Consider the following 16414-nt stretch of genomic DNA (forward strand, 5'->3'; position numbering starts at 1 on the left):
TGCTGAGGTTCGAGCCGCCTTGCTTCCCCAATGAGAAGCAGACCATGAGACCGTTGAACCATTCCGAACACCCTGCCCCGCGAAGCCGCGATATCAACACTGACCTTTGCCAAATGAGGCCAAATCCATGAGCTTTCGGCAGATCGCATCCGCCCATCACCACGATAATATTCGCTTTCACAACGGCCTTCCTGAGGGCTGGAACCGTGACAGGTTACGTCAGCTCTGCGTGGGATATGCGCAGATCAGAGGCGCATCAGCCCAGTGTATTCGCACCTTAGAGATCATCATCGATATGATTACGCCATGTGCTTTTCGAGACCCGTCTCAGGAACCCTTTTGCTACGCGCGCCAGGAAACCCTCATTGCCGGGCGAGGCGTGACAGATCGGACAATCCACAATCACGAACGTGAGCTGGAAAGGATTGGTCTGATCGAACGCAGGCTTGGCGCAAATGGCGCGCGCTGTAAGCGCAAGAAGCTTGGACTCTTCCTGACCCCTGCCCTGAACCTCATTCCCGAGATGCGCGACGCGGACGTGCGCAGCAAGGCCGAGAAGAAAGAACAGGACGAGCTGCGCGGGGATCGATCACGGCTTTACCGATATGTGAAACATAGTCTGGCCGTGCTTCTCTTACTCCCCTGCCCTCCTGAAAGTCTGGAAGGCATGAAGGAGGAACTTCGATCCTGGCCGCGCGCCGACAAGTTGAAATACATGACGCTGGAGGCGCTCAAGCTACATGTTCAGGCGGCTTACGACCTTTGGAGCCGGATCGAAGAGCATGTCGCAAAACCCGGTGAAATTTCGGGTGAACCCGAAGCTTGTTTCGGGTGCCATATACAAGACCAAATTGAAGAAACAATTCTGTCCTGTAACGCCGATGGCGAGAGTTCAATGTCCTCGGCAAAAGCCTCGGAACCAGATTGTTCCGGCTCCGGGCCTGACGGCCCTCCGCATTGCTTAGAAAGCAATCATCCGACAGATACGGCATCGCGCAAGGCCCAAAAACTACCGCGGGTGAATAACCGCATCCTATATGAACTGGCCTCACCCGAGCTGCGCATGCATATCGATATCGCGGGTGGCGGAGATCAGAATTCCAGCCCGTCGCTCTACGCGATTGAGACCGGCGTTTGGTCGCGATTGTCGGAGATCGGCGCCAATGCCTCGGCTTGGCGTACGGCGATTGACCGATTGACCGTGATGGGTGCAATCCTGGCCGGGTTGATCACAGACGCGAGGCTGAGCGATCCACGGTTGCCGCCAGTGGTTAATCCGGGCGGATATCTGCGCGGTATGGTGCACGCAGATGAGCGCGGTGAACTGAACCTGATTTCCAGTTTCATGGGGCTTTTGGCGCGTAGAGCCCGAGAGGAGGAAGACGGGCTTCCGCAAGATCACTGCAGCGGGTTTTAGCCGTGCCGGGTTATGAGCCGCCAGCTTCTCCAATTCATGTGTCTCATCGGCAGGTTTTCGCTCCGTTTCCGCCTCCAGAACAGAACTGTATTCAAATGCATGATTGGCTACGGGAATTCCCGAGTGGTTTGTTCAGCTTTAGGTTGCTAAGCGGCCTCGACGGCAACGCGGAACAGAAAGACGATCTATGAAAATCGCGGACATTGGCAATTCTGAACTGGATTTCAGGCAGACCGGGGAGGCGCGCCTTCAGGAAATTTGTTCGAGGTTCGGACTGGAGAATGCGTCCTACGCCCATATCGACAAGCATCACAACGTTGTCCACGGCTGCACCACGTTCCCGGCCGAATGGGTCAGGCACTACGTCGACAACGACATGGTCCTGGTCGATCCCCTCATCCGGTTTGGCGCCGCAATGATCGCACCAATTGATTGGGCTGTGTTTGATGATCAGCGTGAACACGCACCGCTATTCGATGCAGCGAGAAAATTTGGTGTGGGTCAGCACGGACTATCCATTCCGGTTATCAATCCGTTTGGGGAGCGTGGTGTCTTTACGGTTACCTCCAACCTGCGCCGATCCGACTGGGACGCCTTGGTCGGGAGTATGCTCCCTGCCCTTCGCCACGAAGCGCAGGTCCTGCATCTACTCGCGCTCGATGTGATTGATACAGTTTTCAACTTTCCTACGGATGCGTTGTCCGATCAGGAGATGGATGTTCTGAAGATGCTCGCATCAGGATTGATCCCATCCGTAGTTGCTGGCCAGACGGGGCTCTCCTCCAGGATGGTGCATGCTTTGACGTCTTCGATCGTCACAAAACTCAAGTGCCGGACAACGGAACAAGCAGTGGCGAGAGCTGTCAGCACAGGTATTCTTAAATGGACCGATTTCTTTGCCGACCCGGTCGCCGAACTTGCGGATGTTGAAGGACAGACCCTTTGCGGCGGGATCGTGCGTTGGTCTGGAAGATCACACGAGTTGATCACCTTTGAAGATGGTCGAACGGTGCGGAACTTGGATAGCTTTCAGGCGGTTCAGGTCCAGGAAATTGCCAAAGACTTCAATCTGGATGCTGAAAGGATCCTCGAAGAACTTGGACCCAACCGGGATCAATGCGTGTGGATCAGGCATCTCTGAGTTCGGCCCACGTGCACCGCTTGATTTGCAAAATTGTGAGCAGGGGCAAGTTTCACATAATTTCACTTATGCTTCCGCAATCTGTAGCCGCAAAGCTCAAATGTCACCCATGAGCAATTCAGGAATGTCACTCTCGCCTGCGATGAGGACAGGCAGAGAGTTCGGGCATGGGGTGGGTAATGATGAGCGAGCCGGATTTGAGCCGCATTGTAGTCTTTCCGCAAACTGAGTTGGCCAGATTCGATCCTTTCCGGGCGTTGCAATTAGGTGTCGTTTATTTTTTCTTTGGCGATAGGCTCGTTGAGCAACGCCGTTAGCAGGGGGCATGAGGCCGTACCCTCGGTGCAGGTCTGCACAAGTTCTGCCAGTGCTTGCTCCAACCGTTGGAGGGCGGCGATTTTTGACCTGACGTTGTCGAGATGTCTTGTTGCGACGTCTTCGACGTCACGACAAGCTTGCTCGGGCGCTTTGGACAATTCGCGAAGTGCGCATGCACCCTGAATGGTAAAGCCAAGATCGCGGCAGCGTTTGATGAATCTGAGCTCGGAGATTTCCCGTTCCGTGTATGCGCGGCGTCCCGAGGCGGTTCGACCGGCTTTCTCGACTATGCCTTCCCGTTCGTAGTAGCGGATCGTCTCGACCGACAGACCGGTCAATCTCGCCGCTTCGCCAATCGCAATCATGTGATGACCTTTCCCTTGAACCTGTAGCTACTACAGGGTGCATGTTGTCGGTCATGATGTCGAATTTCACATACCGCGCGAAGCAAAAATCGAGGAAGTCGAACCGGCTTCCGCTCGAGTTCGTCAAAGCCGGAGAAAGCTGACCATGAGCAAGTTTGTTGGCGCAAGCTTTCTTGGATCGTTTACCGCACTTGGCGTTGCGACCTGCTGCATCTTGCCGATGGCCTTGATTTTGCTTGGCTTGGGAGGGAGCTGGCTGGCCGTATTCGGCAAGATCGCCGCCGCGAGTTATTACGTGCTCGGCGGTTCGACGGCCCTGCTGTTTCTCTCTGGCATCGTCGCGTATCGCCGTGGTTCGCTCGACCGCTTCAAATGGTGGCTGACAGGCAGTTTTGCGTTGACGGCCATCGCTTGGGTTATCGTGCTCAACGAAATCCGAATAAATGATTTCCTGATAACCTTGATGTGACGCCATGAGTGAAAAGCACCCGAACCTTGTCAGCACGATCATCTGCCCGGAATGTGGACATTCAAGGCCTGAAACGATGCCAACAGACGCGTGCCAGTGGTTCTACGAATGCACATCTTGCGGAAAAGTCCTGAAGCCACTTCCCGGCGATTGCTGCGTCTACTGTTCCTACGGATCGGCCCCATGCCCGCCAATTCAGGCGGGCGACAAATGCTGCGGTTGATACGGCGACCGGGATGTCGGTTTTGTCCGCAAAGCCGGTCATCAGGCTTTGCGGACGCAGGTATTTTTTCACCGTAGGCTGGAACTTGCCCGGTAGGACAAGGCAGGCGTGAAGTCACGGATCAACTGGTTTGCCGTGAAGAATGTCACGTAAACCAGGCAGCAGAAGCGAGCGCCGTGTTTGTCAGGATCTTGCCAGCGCCATCGGGAAATTATGCGGCCGGGTAGCTGGCGAACACCTCTGTGGTTCCATCCTTGCGGATCAGAAAGACGTCGAAGGCTTCGCGTTCACTTTCCGGCCCCATGCCCGGTGAGCCGAAAGGCATTCCCGGAACCGACAGTCCGACAGCATTCGGGCGTTCGCCCAGCAGGCGCCGAATGTCAGCGGATGGGACGTGTCCTTCGATCATGTAGCCCTCCACGCGACCCGTGTGGCATGACATCATGCCCTCCGGAATCCCATTGGCGGTTTTGTAAGCGTTCAAGGCCTCCCAAGCACTGTTTTCCACGCCTACTTCAAAACCTTCCGCCCGCATGATTTTGATCCACGATCCGCAGCACCCACAATTCGGATCCTTCAGGACATGGATTGAGGGACCGGTTTTCGCGAAGGCGGGAAGCGCCGCGCTGCACGCAATTGCCGCGGCTCCTTGCATCAAGCGGCGGCGGCTCAGGTTATTCATTGTCATGTTCCCTCTTGGGTAAACTTGTCTTAAACCGATATAAAATCGCACCGGTAGGATAAAAGCTGGACCGCATTTACAGGGCCGACTTGTCCGTCACCCTCCGACACTCATCAGATATGGCTTTCTGGGCGACGCAGGGATTTCTCACAATGATCTGGCGCAAACTCTGCTCGGAAGCGGAACCCTCGCTCTCCTTTTTTCGCTGCACCTGCCGTTCTGGGTCCTGCTTGGCAATAACCCGGTTCGCAAGCAACGCCGCTACCCTCCGTTCAAGGCCGGAATTGCGCCTATTTCTCACTGCTGCGTTCTATGGCGCCCACGATCGAACAGTTCTGAATTCCACCACGCCCCGGACACGCCGCGATCAGCTCGTCCAGATTGTTCCTCAACCGTGCAAGCCCTTCGATCCGTTCCTGAATTTCGTCCCGCTTTTTGCGCGCTCTGGCCTGCATCGCGACGCACTCGGTATTTGGTGCCGTGCGCAACTCCAAAATTTCCGCGATTTCTGCCAGCGAAAATCCGAGCTTCTTAGCGCCGGATATGAATTTCAGCCGCCAAAGCGTGTCACCACCATAGTCCCGCGCGCCGCCGTCAATTGGGCGCGGCGGCTGAGTGACAAGGCCCTTCTTTTCATAAAATCTGATCGTCTCGACGCCTATCCCGGTCTCGCGCGCGGCCTGGCCGATCTTGAGTGGTTGCATCGCAGTCTCCCTCCGTCACCGTCATCTTGACACCGTATCATGATACGGAGGTTAAAACATTGAGGTCTTGGTAGTTGCGAGGATGTCAAATGCGGACCTTCCTGAAACGGTGGCTGCTGCCGATATTCGGCTCCGCCCTGGCGCTCTATCTGGTGTTTGCGCTCTACGGCAGCCTCGATTTTGCGCTGTTTCTGCAGGGCCTGCGCGGAGCCAACATGTTCTGGATCGCGATTCTTGCCGCCACCATCCTGCTGGAGCAGCTGATGAGCGGCTGGAAGTGGCGGCAGATCCTGTTCGACGTGAAACCCGTCGGCACCCTGCGGCTGACGGGGGCGCTACTGGCAGGTTATGGCGCAAATGTCCTTGTCCCGCTCGGCATCAGCCCGCTGGTCCGGGCCTGGCTGGTTGCCCGGCTCGACCGCTTGAAGATGGCGACCGTGCTTGCAACCGCGATCATCGCCCGGTTCCTCGACGGCGTCGTTTTCGCCCTTTTTGCCGGAGCGGTGGCCGCCGCCGGCCAGATTCCACAGATCGAGGGTGACCTGCGGCTGGGATTGAGCGTTGCGGGCCTGTTGAACCTGATGCTTTTCGGCAGCCTGCTTTGGGTTCTGTTCCGGTTCCGCGCGTCACTTCTGAGCGAGGACCCTCTGGTCTGCCGACTCTTCGACTGGGCTGCCGCCCGCATCGGGGCCGATGGCGCGTATCTGCGCACCGCGCTCGGTGAAGGGATCGTCTGGCCACAGGCACGGGCCCGCCGCGTCGCCGCCATTGCCGCAGCCATTGCGGGTAAGCTGGTGGCGACAACCCATTTCCTGTGGGCCGGGCTGGCGGTTGGCGTGGTGCTGAGCGCGTGGGATTACCTGTTCCTGATGGTGTTTGCCGGGTTCGCCATGGTTCTGGGTCGTTTCGTGCGCATCCCGGCGAGCTTTGTCTTTGGGGCGGGGTTCGCGCTCAAGGTGCTTGGCGTTCCGGACGAAACCGCCCTTCTGATGATCCTGTTCAACTATGTGCTGACGATCCTTCTGGTGGTCGGGATCGGCCTGACGGTGTTGTGGCAGAGCGGCATCGACATCCGCCGCGCCCGGGCGGAGGCAGAGGCGGCGAATGGCAAGGCGTAATCCCGAAGACACGAGATTTTGGCGCATCGCCGGTGCTGGTGCGGTGTTTCAGGGCGGGTCGGCGGCGGTGGACAGCGCGACGGTGGTGGCCAGTCTGGTGCATATGCTGACCGGTAGCGCGCTGGCCGTGGGCTATGCCAGCACGGTCCTGCGTCTTGGCTGGCTGCTGCCCCAGTTCGCGGTGGGCTACCTCGCCGAGCGCACCGATCGGCGGATGCCGTTCTACGCCCTTGGTGCCTATGGGCGGGCGATCACGGTCGCGATGATCGGTATTCTTCTGTGGTGGGGGGCCGACTGGCCTCAGGTCGATTGGCCTCCGGTTCCGCTGGCGCTCGGGATGCTGGGATTGTGGACGGTCTATGCCTTTGTCAGCGGCGTGGTCGCGGTGCCCTACAACGACATCGTCGGCCGGGCGATCCCGTCCGAGCGCCGCAGCCGGATGTTGGCCTGGCGCTTTTTCGGCGGCGGTGTTCTGGCGGTTCTGGTGGCGGGCTTTCTGCGACACGCGCTCGACGTGATGCCGCCGCTCAGGGCCTATGCGCTGATCTTCTGGCTCGGCGCGGTGCTGATGATCGTCTCTGCGACGCTTTTTGTCTCCGCGGGTGAGCCCGCTACCGCTGCAAGGGCGCCACGGGACCGTCCTGCCAATCTGTCTGGATTTCTGCGCGAAGGTTTCTCGACGCTGCGGCAGGACCACCGGTTCCGGCTGTTCCTGATCTTCCAATGGCTTGGTGCAGCGACGCTGATGGCGTTGCCGTTCTATGTCGTTGCCGCCAGCCGCAGCGGCCTCGGGGCGGCGGATGTCGGAACGCTGTTGGCGGCGCAGACTGTCGGCGCGCTGGCCTCGAATCCGCTCTGGGGCCACATCGGAGACCAGGCGGGCAAATTGCGCCTGCTGGGGATAGTGGCACTGGTGCGTCTCGGACCTCCGGTGCTGGTTTTGCTGCTTGTGGTCACGGGTTCGGGGCTGACCGGTTTCGCGGTGCTGTTCTTCCTGATCGGCGCGATGATGAACGGGGTGACCATCGGCTATCTCGGCTATTTGCTGGAGATCTCGCCCGACGACCGCCGCCCGGCCTATTCCGCGTGGTTCAACAGCTTTGCGGCCCCGGCGGCGCTGGCGCCGCTTGTGGGCGGTGTGGTGGTCAGCATGATCGCCATCGAAGCCGTGTTCATCGCTGCGATCCTGGCCGCGCTGGGACAGGTCGCGATCGCCGCGCGGCTGACACGGGGTTGAAATAGCACCTTGTTCAGGACCAAAGCGTTTCCTCTCAACCCGCAATTCAGATGCGATCCTGTCAAAAGGCAAGATGGCATGTCTAAACATGGGCGAAGCAGAAAACGTTGAGCGCAGCGATTAGAATTGTTCCGTTCAGAACATGACGGCGAGGTCTCTTCTCGAAAACTCCAGAAAGCGGGGTACATGTCGAATTCCGCCACATAGCATCGCGGCGCTGATCGAGGGATATTCGAGGACTGACAAACGAACTTGGTGAGGCACGCGCCTCTGAACAAAGTTCACCGCGCCGTCACCCAATTTTGACCCGTGTGTCGGTGACGAACTCGTAAGGGGGCAGATCGAGGTTGCGGGGCGCGGGGCCTTTCCGAATTCTGCCAGACGTGTCGTAATGTGAACCGTGACACGGACAGAACCAACCGTCCCAGTCTCCGGTGGGTTCGCTGCCGCCCTGCCCGAGTGGTATGCATCCCAGATGGGTGCAAACGCCAATAACTACCAGCCATTCCGGTCGCTGTACGCGCTCGGCGTCAGGTTGCGGGTCGATCATTGGTGCATCGTCTTCTGCTATCGCCAGCGCGATCCGCTCTTTAGTCCGGTGGTCGATAAAGATCGGCTTGCCTTTCCATTTAACAGTGATCCTCGTTCCTGGTCCGACACCTTCAAGATCTATGTCGACAACGGCTTGGGCGGAGATGTCTGCACTGGGGTTCATGCTGTTAACAAGTGGCCAGACCGCCGCGCCCGTGGCCACGATGGCGGCACCGCCGGTGACGAAGTATAAGAAATCGCGCCGAGTTTCAGGCTCTGAAGGTGCCTGTCTTTCAGAAAATTCAGACATATTGTTCCTCCTGTGCGTCAGGACGGGTTCATCGAATTATAGGACTCGGACGAGGTGGATCAGTCGCCTTGGTCCTCTTCTTCACCGCGATGCCCCATTCCCTATTCATCAGAGTGATCTTCGTCGGTGTCACCGTGCAATGCCTTTACAGTTAGTGCACCGGCCGTCAGGTGCAGTTCAGTTGCTGCTCTCCGAATTGGATTTGCTAACATGGCAATTTCCCTTCCTTATTGGGTTACAAATTTGTTCTGATCAGTTGGCCGTTGCTGCTCCTTGTTGCGCAGTGTTCTTGCCGCAAAGCCGCCAGCCATACAGGGCGCCGTTCTCAGTGTTTGCCGTGGCCGCGATGCATTAAGAAATGCATGCCCACGCAGACCAGCAAGAACAGCAACGGAGAACTGAGCAAAGGATAGAGTGTCTCGCGGTATTCCCAGCCCAGAACAGCGGCGCCCAACGCGATCGCAATGACAACCGGGAGCCAATTACGCTTGGCACCGTTGGCCGTCTGATCTTCGGTTTTGGGCGCTTCGGCCGTTACGTCAGAGCTGACCCTTTCGGTCGTCTCCTGTGTGGCGCGGGTTTCGTCGAAATTTGATTGGGTCATAGCTGATTTGTCTCCTTTTCGATGATCCATTGTTTGAGAAAGATGCGCTCATAGACGAAGACCAAGCCGATGCCAGCAACGGCATATACTACGATCATCGGGTCGGAGCGCAGCTTGAGTATTGTGAACGCGGTCAGGACTACGCAGTCCAGCGCCAGGGCGGTCAGCAAGACCCATCCACGGGCTTTGATCTGACCGCGCAAGCGTCGCCAGACACCCCAATGCACCGCCATGTCCATCACCAGGTAAAAGAACGCCCCCAACGAGGCGATGCGAGACAGGTCGAACAACACCGCAAGCAGGCCCGCAATCACGACCGTGTAGATCAGCGTGTGAGACTGGATGCTGCCCGTCATGCCGAAATGGCTGTGCGGGATCATCTTCATGTCGGTCAGCATCGCCAGCATCCGGGACACAGCGAAAACGCTGGCGATCAGCCCCGAGGCCGTCGCCACCATCGCCAGCGCCACGGTCAGGTAGAACCCGCCCTGCCCCAGCACCGGCCTGGCAGCCTCGGCCAGGGCATAGTCCTGCGCCGCGCGGATTTGCTCGGGCGGCAGGCTGACACCGACGGCAAGGGCGACCAGCAGGTAGACCACCGCGCAGATCGCGATCGAGATCATGATGGTGCGCCCGACATTGCGGTGCGGGTCGACGATCTCGGCCCCGCTGTTGGTGATGGTGGTAAAGCCCTTGAAGGCGAGGATCGACAGGGCTACCGAGGCGACGAACCCCAGCGGCGCGGCCGGTTCCGAGCCCTGAACCTGCCAGGTTCCGCCCGCAGCCCAAAGTGCGGCGATGCCGAATATTGCGATCCCGCCTATCTTGAGCGCCGACATGATGATCGACCACAACCCCACCGACCGGTTGCCCGACCGGTTCACCGCATAGGCAAAGACGATCAGCGCAACAGCGACCAAAGACACCAGCGGTCCGCTCTCGATGTTGAACGGGCGGAGCGCATAGGTCGCGAAAGTACGCGCGACGAGGCTTTCGTTGATCACCATCGACAGTGCCATCAGCAGCGAGGCCGCCGCCGCAACCGCCCCGGGCCCATATGCCTTGGTCAGGATCATGGCGATGCCGCCTGATGAGGGCCAGGCGTTGGACATGGCGATATAGGTATAGGCGCTGAAAACCGTCACCACGGCCCCGACCACGAAGGACAGCGGAAACCATGGCCCCGCCAGCCCGGCGATCTGTCCGGTAAGTGCAAAGATCCCAGCGCCAATCATCACGCCGGTCCCCATGGCGACGGCTCCGGTCAGCGAGATTGATCCGGGCTTCAGCGCGCCACTGGCGCCGTGGGTACTATGCTCGTGCGTGCTCAAATCTTCGCCCCCCGCAATCGCAGCGCATTCAACACCACTGAAATCGATGAAGCACTCATAGCGAAGGCCGCAAACATCGGGCTGATCAGGATGCCGAAAAGCGGGAACAGAAGACCCGCCGCCACCGGAACGCCCGAGGCGTTGTAGATCAGGGCAAAGAATAGGTTTTGCCGGATATTGCGCATGGTAGCGCGGGCCAGCCTACGGGCGCGCACGATGCCATCAAGGCTTCCGTTGACCAGCGTGAAGCCTGCACTTTCGATCGCCACGTCGGCACCGGTCCCCATGGCGATGCCCACATCGGACTGCGCTAACGCGGGTGCGTCGTTCACTCCGTCACCCGCCATGGCGACCTTTGCGCCTTTCTCCTGCAGTTCGCGAATTATGCGGGCCTTGTCCTCGGGCAGTACGTCGGCTCGAATCTCATCGATACCCAGACGTTCGGCCACCGCCTTTGCAGTGCGTTCGTTGTCGCCAGTCGCCATGATGATCCGGAAACCCAGTTCGTGCAGCGCCTTGAGTGCGGCTGGTGTTGTTTCCTTGACCGGGTCGGCGACGCAGACCAACCCCGCCACTGAACCATCAAGCATCACGAACATCACCGTTTCGCCGTCATCCCGACGCGCATTGGCCTTGGCCGTCAGTTCGGCCGCCTCGAGTCCGAGATCGGTGACCAGTTTCAGATTGCCGAGCGCGACGGGGCGGCCATCCACCGTGCCTTTCACGCCTTTACCAGTCACCGCCTCGAAGTCACTGGCGTCGGACAGGGCTACGCCACGTTCCTCGGCTCCTGTGACGATTGCCTCAGCTAACGGGTGCTCCGAGCCCTTCTCCAGCGTTGCGGCCAGCCGCAGCACCTCGACCTCGTCATGGCCAGGTTCGGGTAATACAGCCACAAGCTTTGGCTTGCCCATGGTCAGCGTGCCAGTTTTGTCGACGATCAAAGTATCGATCTTCTCGAACCGCTCCAGCGCTTCGGCATTTTTGATCAGCACTCCGGCCTGCGCCCCGCGCCCCGTGGCCGTCATGATCGACATCGGAGTGGCCAGGCCAAGCGCGCACGGGCAAGCTATGATCAGTACCGACACCGCTGCGATCAAGGCGTAGGAGAGCGCCGGAGCCGGTCCCCAAATTGCCCATGCAATAAAGGCCAGCGCAGCTATACTTATGACCGCCGGTACAAACCAGCCCGCCACTTTGTCAGCGTATTTCTGAATTGGTGCGCGCGAGCGTTGCGCGTTGGCCACCATTTCGACAATCTGGGACAGCATTGTGTCAGAGCCCACTCGGGTTGCTTCGATCACAAGGCTACCGGTGCCGTTGATTGTGGCCCCTGTGACCGGCTCGCCTTGTACCTTTTCGACCGGAACCGGTTCGCCAGAGATCATGCTTTCGTCAACAGATGAGCGCCCTTCGAGTACAATGCCGTCTACTGGCACCTTGTCGCCGGGGCGTACGCGAAGGCGGTCACCTACCTGTACTTCTTCAAGCGGAATTTCCTCTTCACTGCTGTCAGGGCGGATAATGCGGGCGGTCTTTGCGGCCATGTCCAGCAAAGCGCGGATTGCCTTTCCTGTGCCTTCGCGTGCCCGCAGTTCCATCACCTGCCCGAGCAGAACAAGTGTAACGATAACTGCGGCCGCTTCGAAATAGACCCCAACATGGCCTTCTGAATCTCGAAAACCGTCCGGAAATATGTGGGGCATCAATACGGCGACAACGCTGAACAGCCACGCGGCCGAAACCCCCATGGCAATCAACGAGAACATGTTCAGGTTCATGGTGCGAAACGAATTCCACCCTCGTTCCAGAAATGGCCAACCGCACCAAAGAACAACCGGAGTGCCAAGTATCAGTTCAATCCATAGGGTTGTTCGCTCACCAAAAATCTCTCGCACACCAGACAGCCCAACGTAGGGGCCCATCGTGAAAACCAAAAGTGGAAGCGTCAGAATCGCACCTACCCATAGGCGCCGAGTGAAATCCACCAGTTCCGGGTTCGGCCCCTCGTCCACCATCGCCGCGCTTTCCAGCTCCAACCCCATGCCGCAGAGTGGACAGGACCCGGGATGGGTTTGCCGCACCTGCGGATGCATCGGGCAGGTATATACGGGTCCGTCATAGCCTGTCGGAACGATGTCATATTCACCGTTCTCGTCCGTCGCGCCATGATGCGCGGAATGGTGGTGATGCGCATGCGCATCCACCTCGCCCTCGGGCACAAGGTGCATCCCGCATTTGGGACAGTCGCCGGGCCCAGATTGACGCACGTCAGAATGCATGGGGCAGACGTAAGCGACCTCGGTCGGGCCGTTCGCGTGGATTCTGATGTCGTGGTCTTCTGTCATGTTCTGCTCCCTGGTTTAAGCTTTGGTCGTAGAGCCGTTTAATTACGCAATGCCGGGCACAGTCCTTCAGGGCAGAACAACCATCTGGTGGCCCTCACCCAGTATCGGCATTTCGGTAATAGCCGTCAGGCTGACTTGATCGACGATCCAGACCTTCGGTTCGGTTCGGCTTGATACCATCACTTTGCCTGAGTTCGGTATGGTCGTCAGGTGATAAGGTGCCGGTGACAGGTTGGTCGAGCGCTGTTTGCCCGTAGCAAGATCAATCGACAACAACCGGTCGGTGCCTTTGGCGGCCACGAACAGTACGCCCTCGCGGTCGGACAGGCCGATCCCGTGCAACTCGCCTCCAATGTCATAGGTTTCGGTGACAGAACCGCTGGCAAGATCTACGCGGAAGGCCTTGCCACCATCACTGTCGGCTACGAAGGCGGCGCTGCCGGTGGCGTTAAGTACAAGATGCTCAGGGCCTTCGCCGACGGGCATGTTGCGTACGACGAAGCCTTTGACGACATCCACTTCGCTAAGTGTACCATTGCCGGTATTGGTGACATAGACCCTGTCGCCGTCAGGCGCGAATACCGCATAGTTGGGCATTGGCCCGGTTGCTACGAAACCAAGGAAGCTGAGCTTATCGAGATCGACGATCGAAATACCGTCACCGCCCGGATGGGTCGCCACCGCGAACCGCCCGTCGGGCGACACCGCAGTGTGATGCACCGCACCTGGAACCTCGATCTGGCGGACGACCTCGCGTGTTTCCGCATCAAGGATCGTCAGCAGGCTCCGCCCCTTGTCTTTGGGCAACGCAGTGACATCGCGCTTGGCGTGGTGCGCAGCGTGTTCATCCTTGGACATACCTTCGGGTTTTGGTGGCGTTGTGGCCTCGGTTTCTGCGTAGCTGCCCGCGACCAGGTACTTAAAGCCGGGCGCGCCGGCCAGCCCATGGACCGCCACGAGCCTCGGCAGCCGCTCGACGGTCTTGCCGGTTTCGGAGTCGATCACCAGAACCGAGTCCGCGCTGCCTTCGGGAATGAACACGGTTGCCGCCAGCGTGAGCGAAGGCGCAGTCAAAGCTGCGACGGACAGGCCTGCGGCCAGATTGAACAGGGTCATTTAGGTTTCCTTTCGTCAACTGAAACGCGCGCATTGGCGGGCACGTGCAGAAAAATCCGGTAGATGACGGCCATCAGGAAGGGCGTCAAAAGCAGGGTCAGAGCGATGGCCTTCATGGCTTTGTCCTTTCAATCAGTTGAGTTTTGTGCGAGCCGCAAAGACATTGAACAGTCCGCCGAACAGCAACGCGGCGTACCAGCCGTAGAGAAACGCCCATAACAGTCCCAACAGGAATGAGGGCAGGCTGAGCCAAGTCATTCCGGGCATCAGGCCGATCCAAGCCCGGTACATGGCAAAACTTGGAAAGATCAGGTCAAAGGCCACGCACAGCAGGTAGGTTGCGGCCAGAAACAGGCTGAGCGCCCAGCCAAGGGTTGTCACCGGAACACCGGGATGATGTTCTTGTGTCCCCATCACACAGGGGCCACAGGTCAGGCGCAACAGTGCGAATAGCACCACGCCCGTGACGAAAAAGTACAGAATGGTAAGCATGGTAAGTGTCCTGAACTGAGTTGGGCCGCAATCAACGGCTTGGGCAAGACCCCGGAGCGATTCCGGAGCCATTGCCGGTCACGTTCAGGACAGGTTTGGCGGATGTGGTAGTGGTGCGACCGGCAGGCTTGCGCGTGGCCGGAACCGTTCTGGCGCCACGGGCGTAGCAATACGCATCGAGAGCAATTCAGGTGCCGCCATAACTGCCATCGCATAGCAGCCCGGGTGCACTGAGCAGTCTAATTCTTCTGATGGATGAGACGCGGGATACCCACCGCTGTCATCGATCACAAGCTCGGCCTGGGTGGCGGCCTTCGCGATGTCATGCCCGGCATGGGACGGCACAACAGAGATCAGCATCGAAACCACCAACGCACAGATCAACAGGACCTGCAGCCGGCCCATGGCTCGGGCCGTCCGTGTCGCAGTTGATATCCATTGTGCGCGGATCACTTAGGGTTTCCTCCATTCTCCAACAGTTTAGGGCCGCTTGGACCGGTCGCATTGATCTGGCTCAATTCGTGGTCTGAAGAGCCAACAGGCATCTTGCGTTTCCAAGCCAACCAGATAAGTGGCGCCCCCGTCAACAGCCCAAGCCCGATAACCGCAAGGCTGGTGCCGCCTGTCGCGGTTTCGGTAATCTGGCTGCCCAGATGGGCCAGAACGAAACTGGCCGGCAGGAGTCCAGCCAAGGTGGCCAGTGCGAACCGCCAAAATTGAAGTCGGGTCAGACCGGCGGCATAGCTGACCATGTCGAAAGAAACGAAAGGCATCAGGCGGCTGGTGAACACGGTCAACATCAGGGCATTCTGCGATCCAAGCAACCCCAAGTCCAGCTTGTCGCCGAACCACTGGCGCAGCGCGTCGCGCCCCAACCAACGGGCTATCAGGAACGCCAGCAGCGCCCCCAACTCCGCTCCGATAGCAACCAATGCGGTTCCCAGCCCATGCCCATATGCCACCCCGGCAGCGACAGCGATCGGAGCGCTGGGGATTGGGCTGGCAACCACTGCGGCTGTCATGAAGCCGATGATGACAACGGGTCCGAACGGGCCGGCCCAATCCACCCACGCAGTAATGACTTCGCGCGATAGTCCTGCGTCCAACGCGCCAGACAGCCACAACCAGATGGTGGCGATCAGCAACGCGATCAAAACCGCGATGAAAACCAAACGGCTATTGCTGTGCAGGCCCTCCAGCTTTCGTTCCTCCTATGACATAGCCCTCCACCCCTAAACGGGAGTGACGGATTCCGAGGTCACTTAGCGATGTATTTGATCAGCGCTACGATCGCCAGAACGATCAACACTGCGATCAGCAACATCCAGATCATTCCAAACCCCATTCCAGCGCCATAGCCCATCATCGCTTTGTTCCTCAGTGGTTTGTGCCGAGTGCGATGACCCGGCTACACGGTTGCGTTTCAGTTGTTGGTTTCAGAAGCCTTTGTCACAGGTTTCGAGGCCTTCATGCCGTGTTTCGGCGACATCGTCTTTGCGCCTTTCTCGATTTCCCCTGTGGTCACAACGCCATCGCCATTGGCATCAAGATGCTGAAATCGGTCCACCATGGTTTCGCGGATCATCCCGGAATGCAGCGCTTCGAACTCATCAATCGACAGGTTGCCATCTCCATTGACGTCATGCGCCTGCATCCGGGCCTTCAGACCTTCGGCGATCTCAGATTCGCTCGGGCGACCGTCCTCGTCCATGTCCAGAACCGCCAGCCAGTTGCCGCCCATCATCTGGCCATGCATTTTCACCATCATTTGCATCATGCCTGCGTGATCGCCCATCATGCCGCCGGGCGCACCCTGCATCATGCCGCCCTCATGGCCCTGCATCTGCGCGCTGCTGCCATGCTGACCGGCGGCAAGCGCGGGCAGCGCCATCAAAGTCGCGGCAATGGCTCCAGCGGCCAGCGTGAAGGTACGTTTCATGACTTTCACCTCTCGGGTTTTTGTTTCTACACAAAGCATATGGCCGCCCTCGGTCGCGCCACCACCCCC

18 protein-coding genes are annotated in these 16414 nt (G+C 58.8%); 6 read left to right on the forward strand and 12 right to left on the reverse strand.

The features are described 5' to 3' along the window. Positions 1-127: 127 nt before the first annotated feature. Entirely contained in the window at positions 128-1417 is a 1290-nt protein-coding gene (locus ACR0KG_RS19990) for a helix-turn-helix domain-containing protein (protein WP_170417959.1), read from the forward strand. Positions 1418-1604: 187 nt separating this feature from the next. After that, positions 1605-2558 (forward strand): LuxR family transcriptional regulator, encoded by a 954-nt coding sequence (locus ACR0KG_RS19995; RefSeq protein ID WP_170417956.1) that lies wholly within the window; start codon positions 1605-1607, stop codon positions 2556-2558. Positions 2559-2821: 263 nt separating this feature from the next. Here the strand turns inward: ACR0KG_RS19995 and ACR0KG_RS20000 are convergent, their stop codons facing one another. Further along, positions 2822-3241: a MerR family transcriptional regulator gene (locus tag ACR0KG_RS20000; protein WP_170417953.1), complete on the reverse strand. Its 420-nt coding sequence runs from the start codon at positions 3239-3241 to the stop codon at positions 2822-2824. A 145-nt stretch (positions 3242-3386) separates the two neighbouring features. Between ACR0KG_RS20000 and ACR0KG_RS20005 the strand changes: the two genes are divergently transcribed. Together ACR0KG_RS20005 and ACR0KG_RS20010 are read left to right on the forward strand one after the other, a co-directional pair. Further along, a complete protein-coding gene (locus tag ACR0KG_RS20005; RefSeq protein WP_170418031.1) occupies positions 3387-3710 on the forward strand; it encodes a hypothetical protein in 324 nt (107 codons plus the stop codon). Between the two features lie 4 nt (positions 3711-3714). Further along, positions 3715-3933 carry a GDCCVxC domain-containing (seleno)protein gene (locus ACR0KG_RS20010; RefSeq protein ID WP_237215937.1) on the forward strand — a complete coding sequence of 73 codons (219 nt, stop codon included), beginning with the start codon at positions 3715-3717 and terminating at the stop codon, positions 3931-3933. A gap of 211 nt (positions 3934-4144) precedes the next feature. On the opposite strand, the gene ACR0KG_RS20015 is transcribed toward ACR0KG_RS20010, so the two are convergent. Together ACR0KG_RS20015 and ACR0KG_RS20020 are read right to left on the reverse strand one after the other, a co-directional pair. Next, positions 4145-4468, reverse strand: a complete 324-nt coding sequence (locus tag ACR0KG_RS20015) for a DUF411 domain-containing protein (protein ID WP_480828231.1) — start codon at positions 4466-4468, stop codon at positions 4145-4147. A 437-nt stretch (positions 4469-4905) separates the two neighbouring features. Continuing rightward, positions 4906-5319, reverse strand: a complete 414-nt coding sequence (locus ACR0KG_RS20020; RefSeq protein ID WP_170417943.1) for a heavy metal-responsive transcriptional regulator — start codon at positions 5317-5319, stop codon at positions 4906-4908. Between the two features lie 89 nt (positions 5320-5408). On the opposite strand from ACR0KG_RS20020, the gene ACR0KG_RS20025 reads away from it, so the two are divergent. Together ACR0KG_RS20025 and ACR0KG_RS20030 are read left to right on the forward strand one after the other, a co-directional pair. After that, on the forward strand, positions 5409-6437 hold the full coding sequence (locus tag ACR0KG_RS20025; protein ID WP_170417940.1) for a lysylphosphatidylglycerol synthase domain-containing protein: 1029 nt from the start codon (positions 5409-5411) through the stop codon (positions 6435-6437). Continuing rightward, a complete protein-coding gene (locus tag ACR0KG_RS20030; protein WP_170417937.1) occupies positions 6424-7674 on the forward strand; it encodes an MFS transporter in 1251 nt (416 codons plus the stop codon). Before ACR0KG_RS20025 ends, ACR0KG_RS20030 begins: the two co-directional genes overlap by 14 nt. Before the next feature lie 292 nt (positions 7675-7966). On the opposite strand, the gene petA is transcribed toward ACR0KG_RS20030, so the two are convergent. The 9 genes from petA to ACR0KG_RS20075 form a co-directional block, all read right to left on the reverse strand. Continuing rightward, positions 7967-8515 (reverse strand): ubiquinol-cytochrome c reductase iron-sulfur subunit, encoded by a 549-nt coding sequence (gene petA / locus ACR0KG_RS20035; protein WP_050605700.1) that lies wholly within the window; start codon positions 8513-8515, stop codon positions 7967-7969. A 325-nt stretch (positions 8516-8840) separates the two neighbouring features. After that, a complete protein-coding gene (locus ACR0KG_RS20040; protein WP_170417934.1) occupies positions 8841-9119 on the reverse strand; it encodes a DUF2933 domain-containing protein in 279 nt (92 codons plus the stop codon). Next, complete coding sequence (locus ACR0KG_RS20045; RefSeq protein ID WP_255612171.1) at positions 9116-10450, reverse strand: APC family permease; 1335 nt, start codon at positions 10448-10450, stop codon at positions 9116-9118. The genes ACR0KG_RS20040 and ACR0KG_RS20045 overlap by 4 nt, the downstream gene beginning before the upstream one ends. Next, positions 10447-12732, reverse strand: a complete 2286-nt coding sequence (locus tag ACR0KG_RS20050; RefSeq protein ID WP_170418025.1) for a copper-transporting P-type ATPase — start codon at positions 12730-12732, stop codon at positions 10447-10449. The genes ACR0KG_RS20045 and ACR0KG_RS20050 overlap by 4 nt, the downstream gene beginning before the upstream one ends. Positions 12733-12864: 132 nt before the next feature. After that, positions 12865-13914: a YncE family protein gene (locus ACR0KG_RS20055; protein ID WP_170417931.1), complete on the reverse strand. Its 1050-nt coding sequence runs from the start codon at positions 13912-13914 to the stop codon at positions 12865-12867. A 132-nt stretch (positions 13915-14046) separates the two neighbouring features. Continuing rightward, positions 14047-14406 carry a hypothetical protein gene (locus tag ACR0KG_RS20060; protein ID WP_152460765.1) on the reverse strand — a complete coding sequence of 120 codons (360 nt, stop codon included), beginning with the start codon at positions 14404-14406 and terminating at the stop codon, positions 14047-14049. 84 nt (positions 14407-14490) lie between these two features. Further along, entirely contained in the window at positions 14491-14859 is a 369-nt protein-coding gene (locus ACR0KG_RS20065) for a hypothetical protein (RefSeq protein ID WP_157054266.1), read from the reverse strand. Next, positions 14856-15578 carry a TVP38/TMEM64 family protein gene (locus tag ACR0KG_RS20070; RefSeq protein ID WP_331252139.1) on the reverse strand — a complete coding sequence of 241 codons (723 nt, stop codon included), beginning with the start codon at positions 15576-15578 and terminating at the stop codon, positions 14856-14858. The genes ACR0KG_RS20065 and ACR0KG_RS20070 overlap by 4 nt, the downstream gene beginning before the upstream one ends. A gap of 251 nt (positions 15579-15829) precedes the next feature. Continuing rightward, entirely contained in the window at positions 15830-16345 is a 516-nt protein-coding gene (locus ACR0KG_RS20075; protein WP_170417928.1) for an EF-hand domain-containing protein, read from the reverse strand. Positions 16346-16414: the final 69 nt, after the last annotated feature.

It is taken from the genome of Ruegeria sp. H4, from assembly GCF_056533065.1.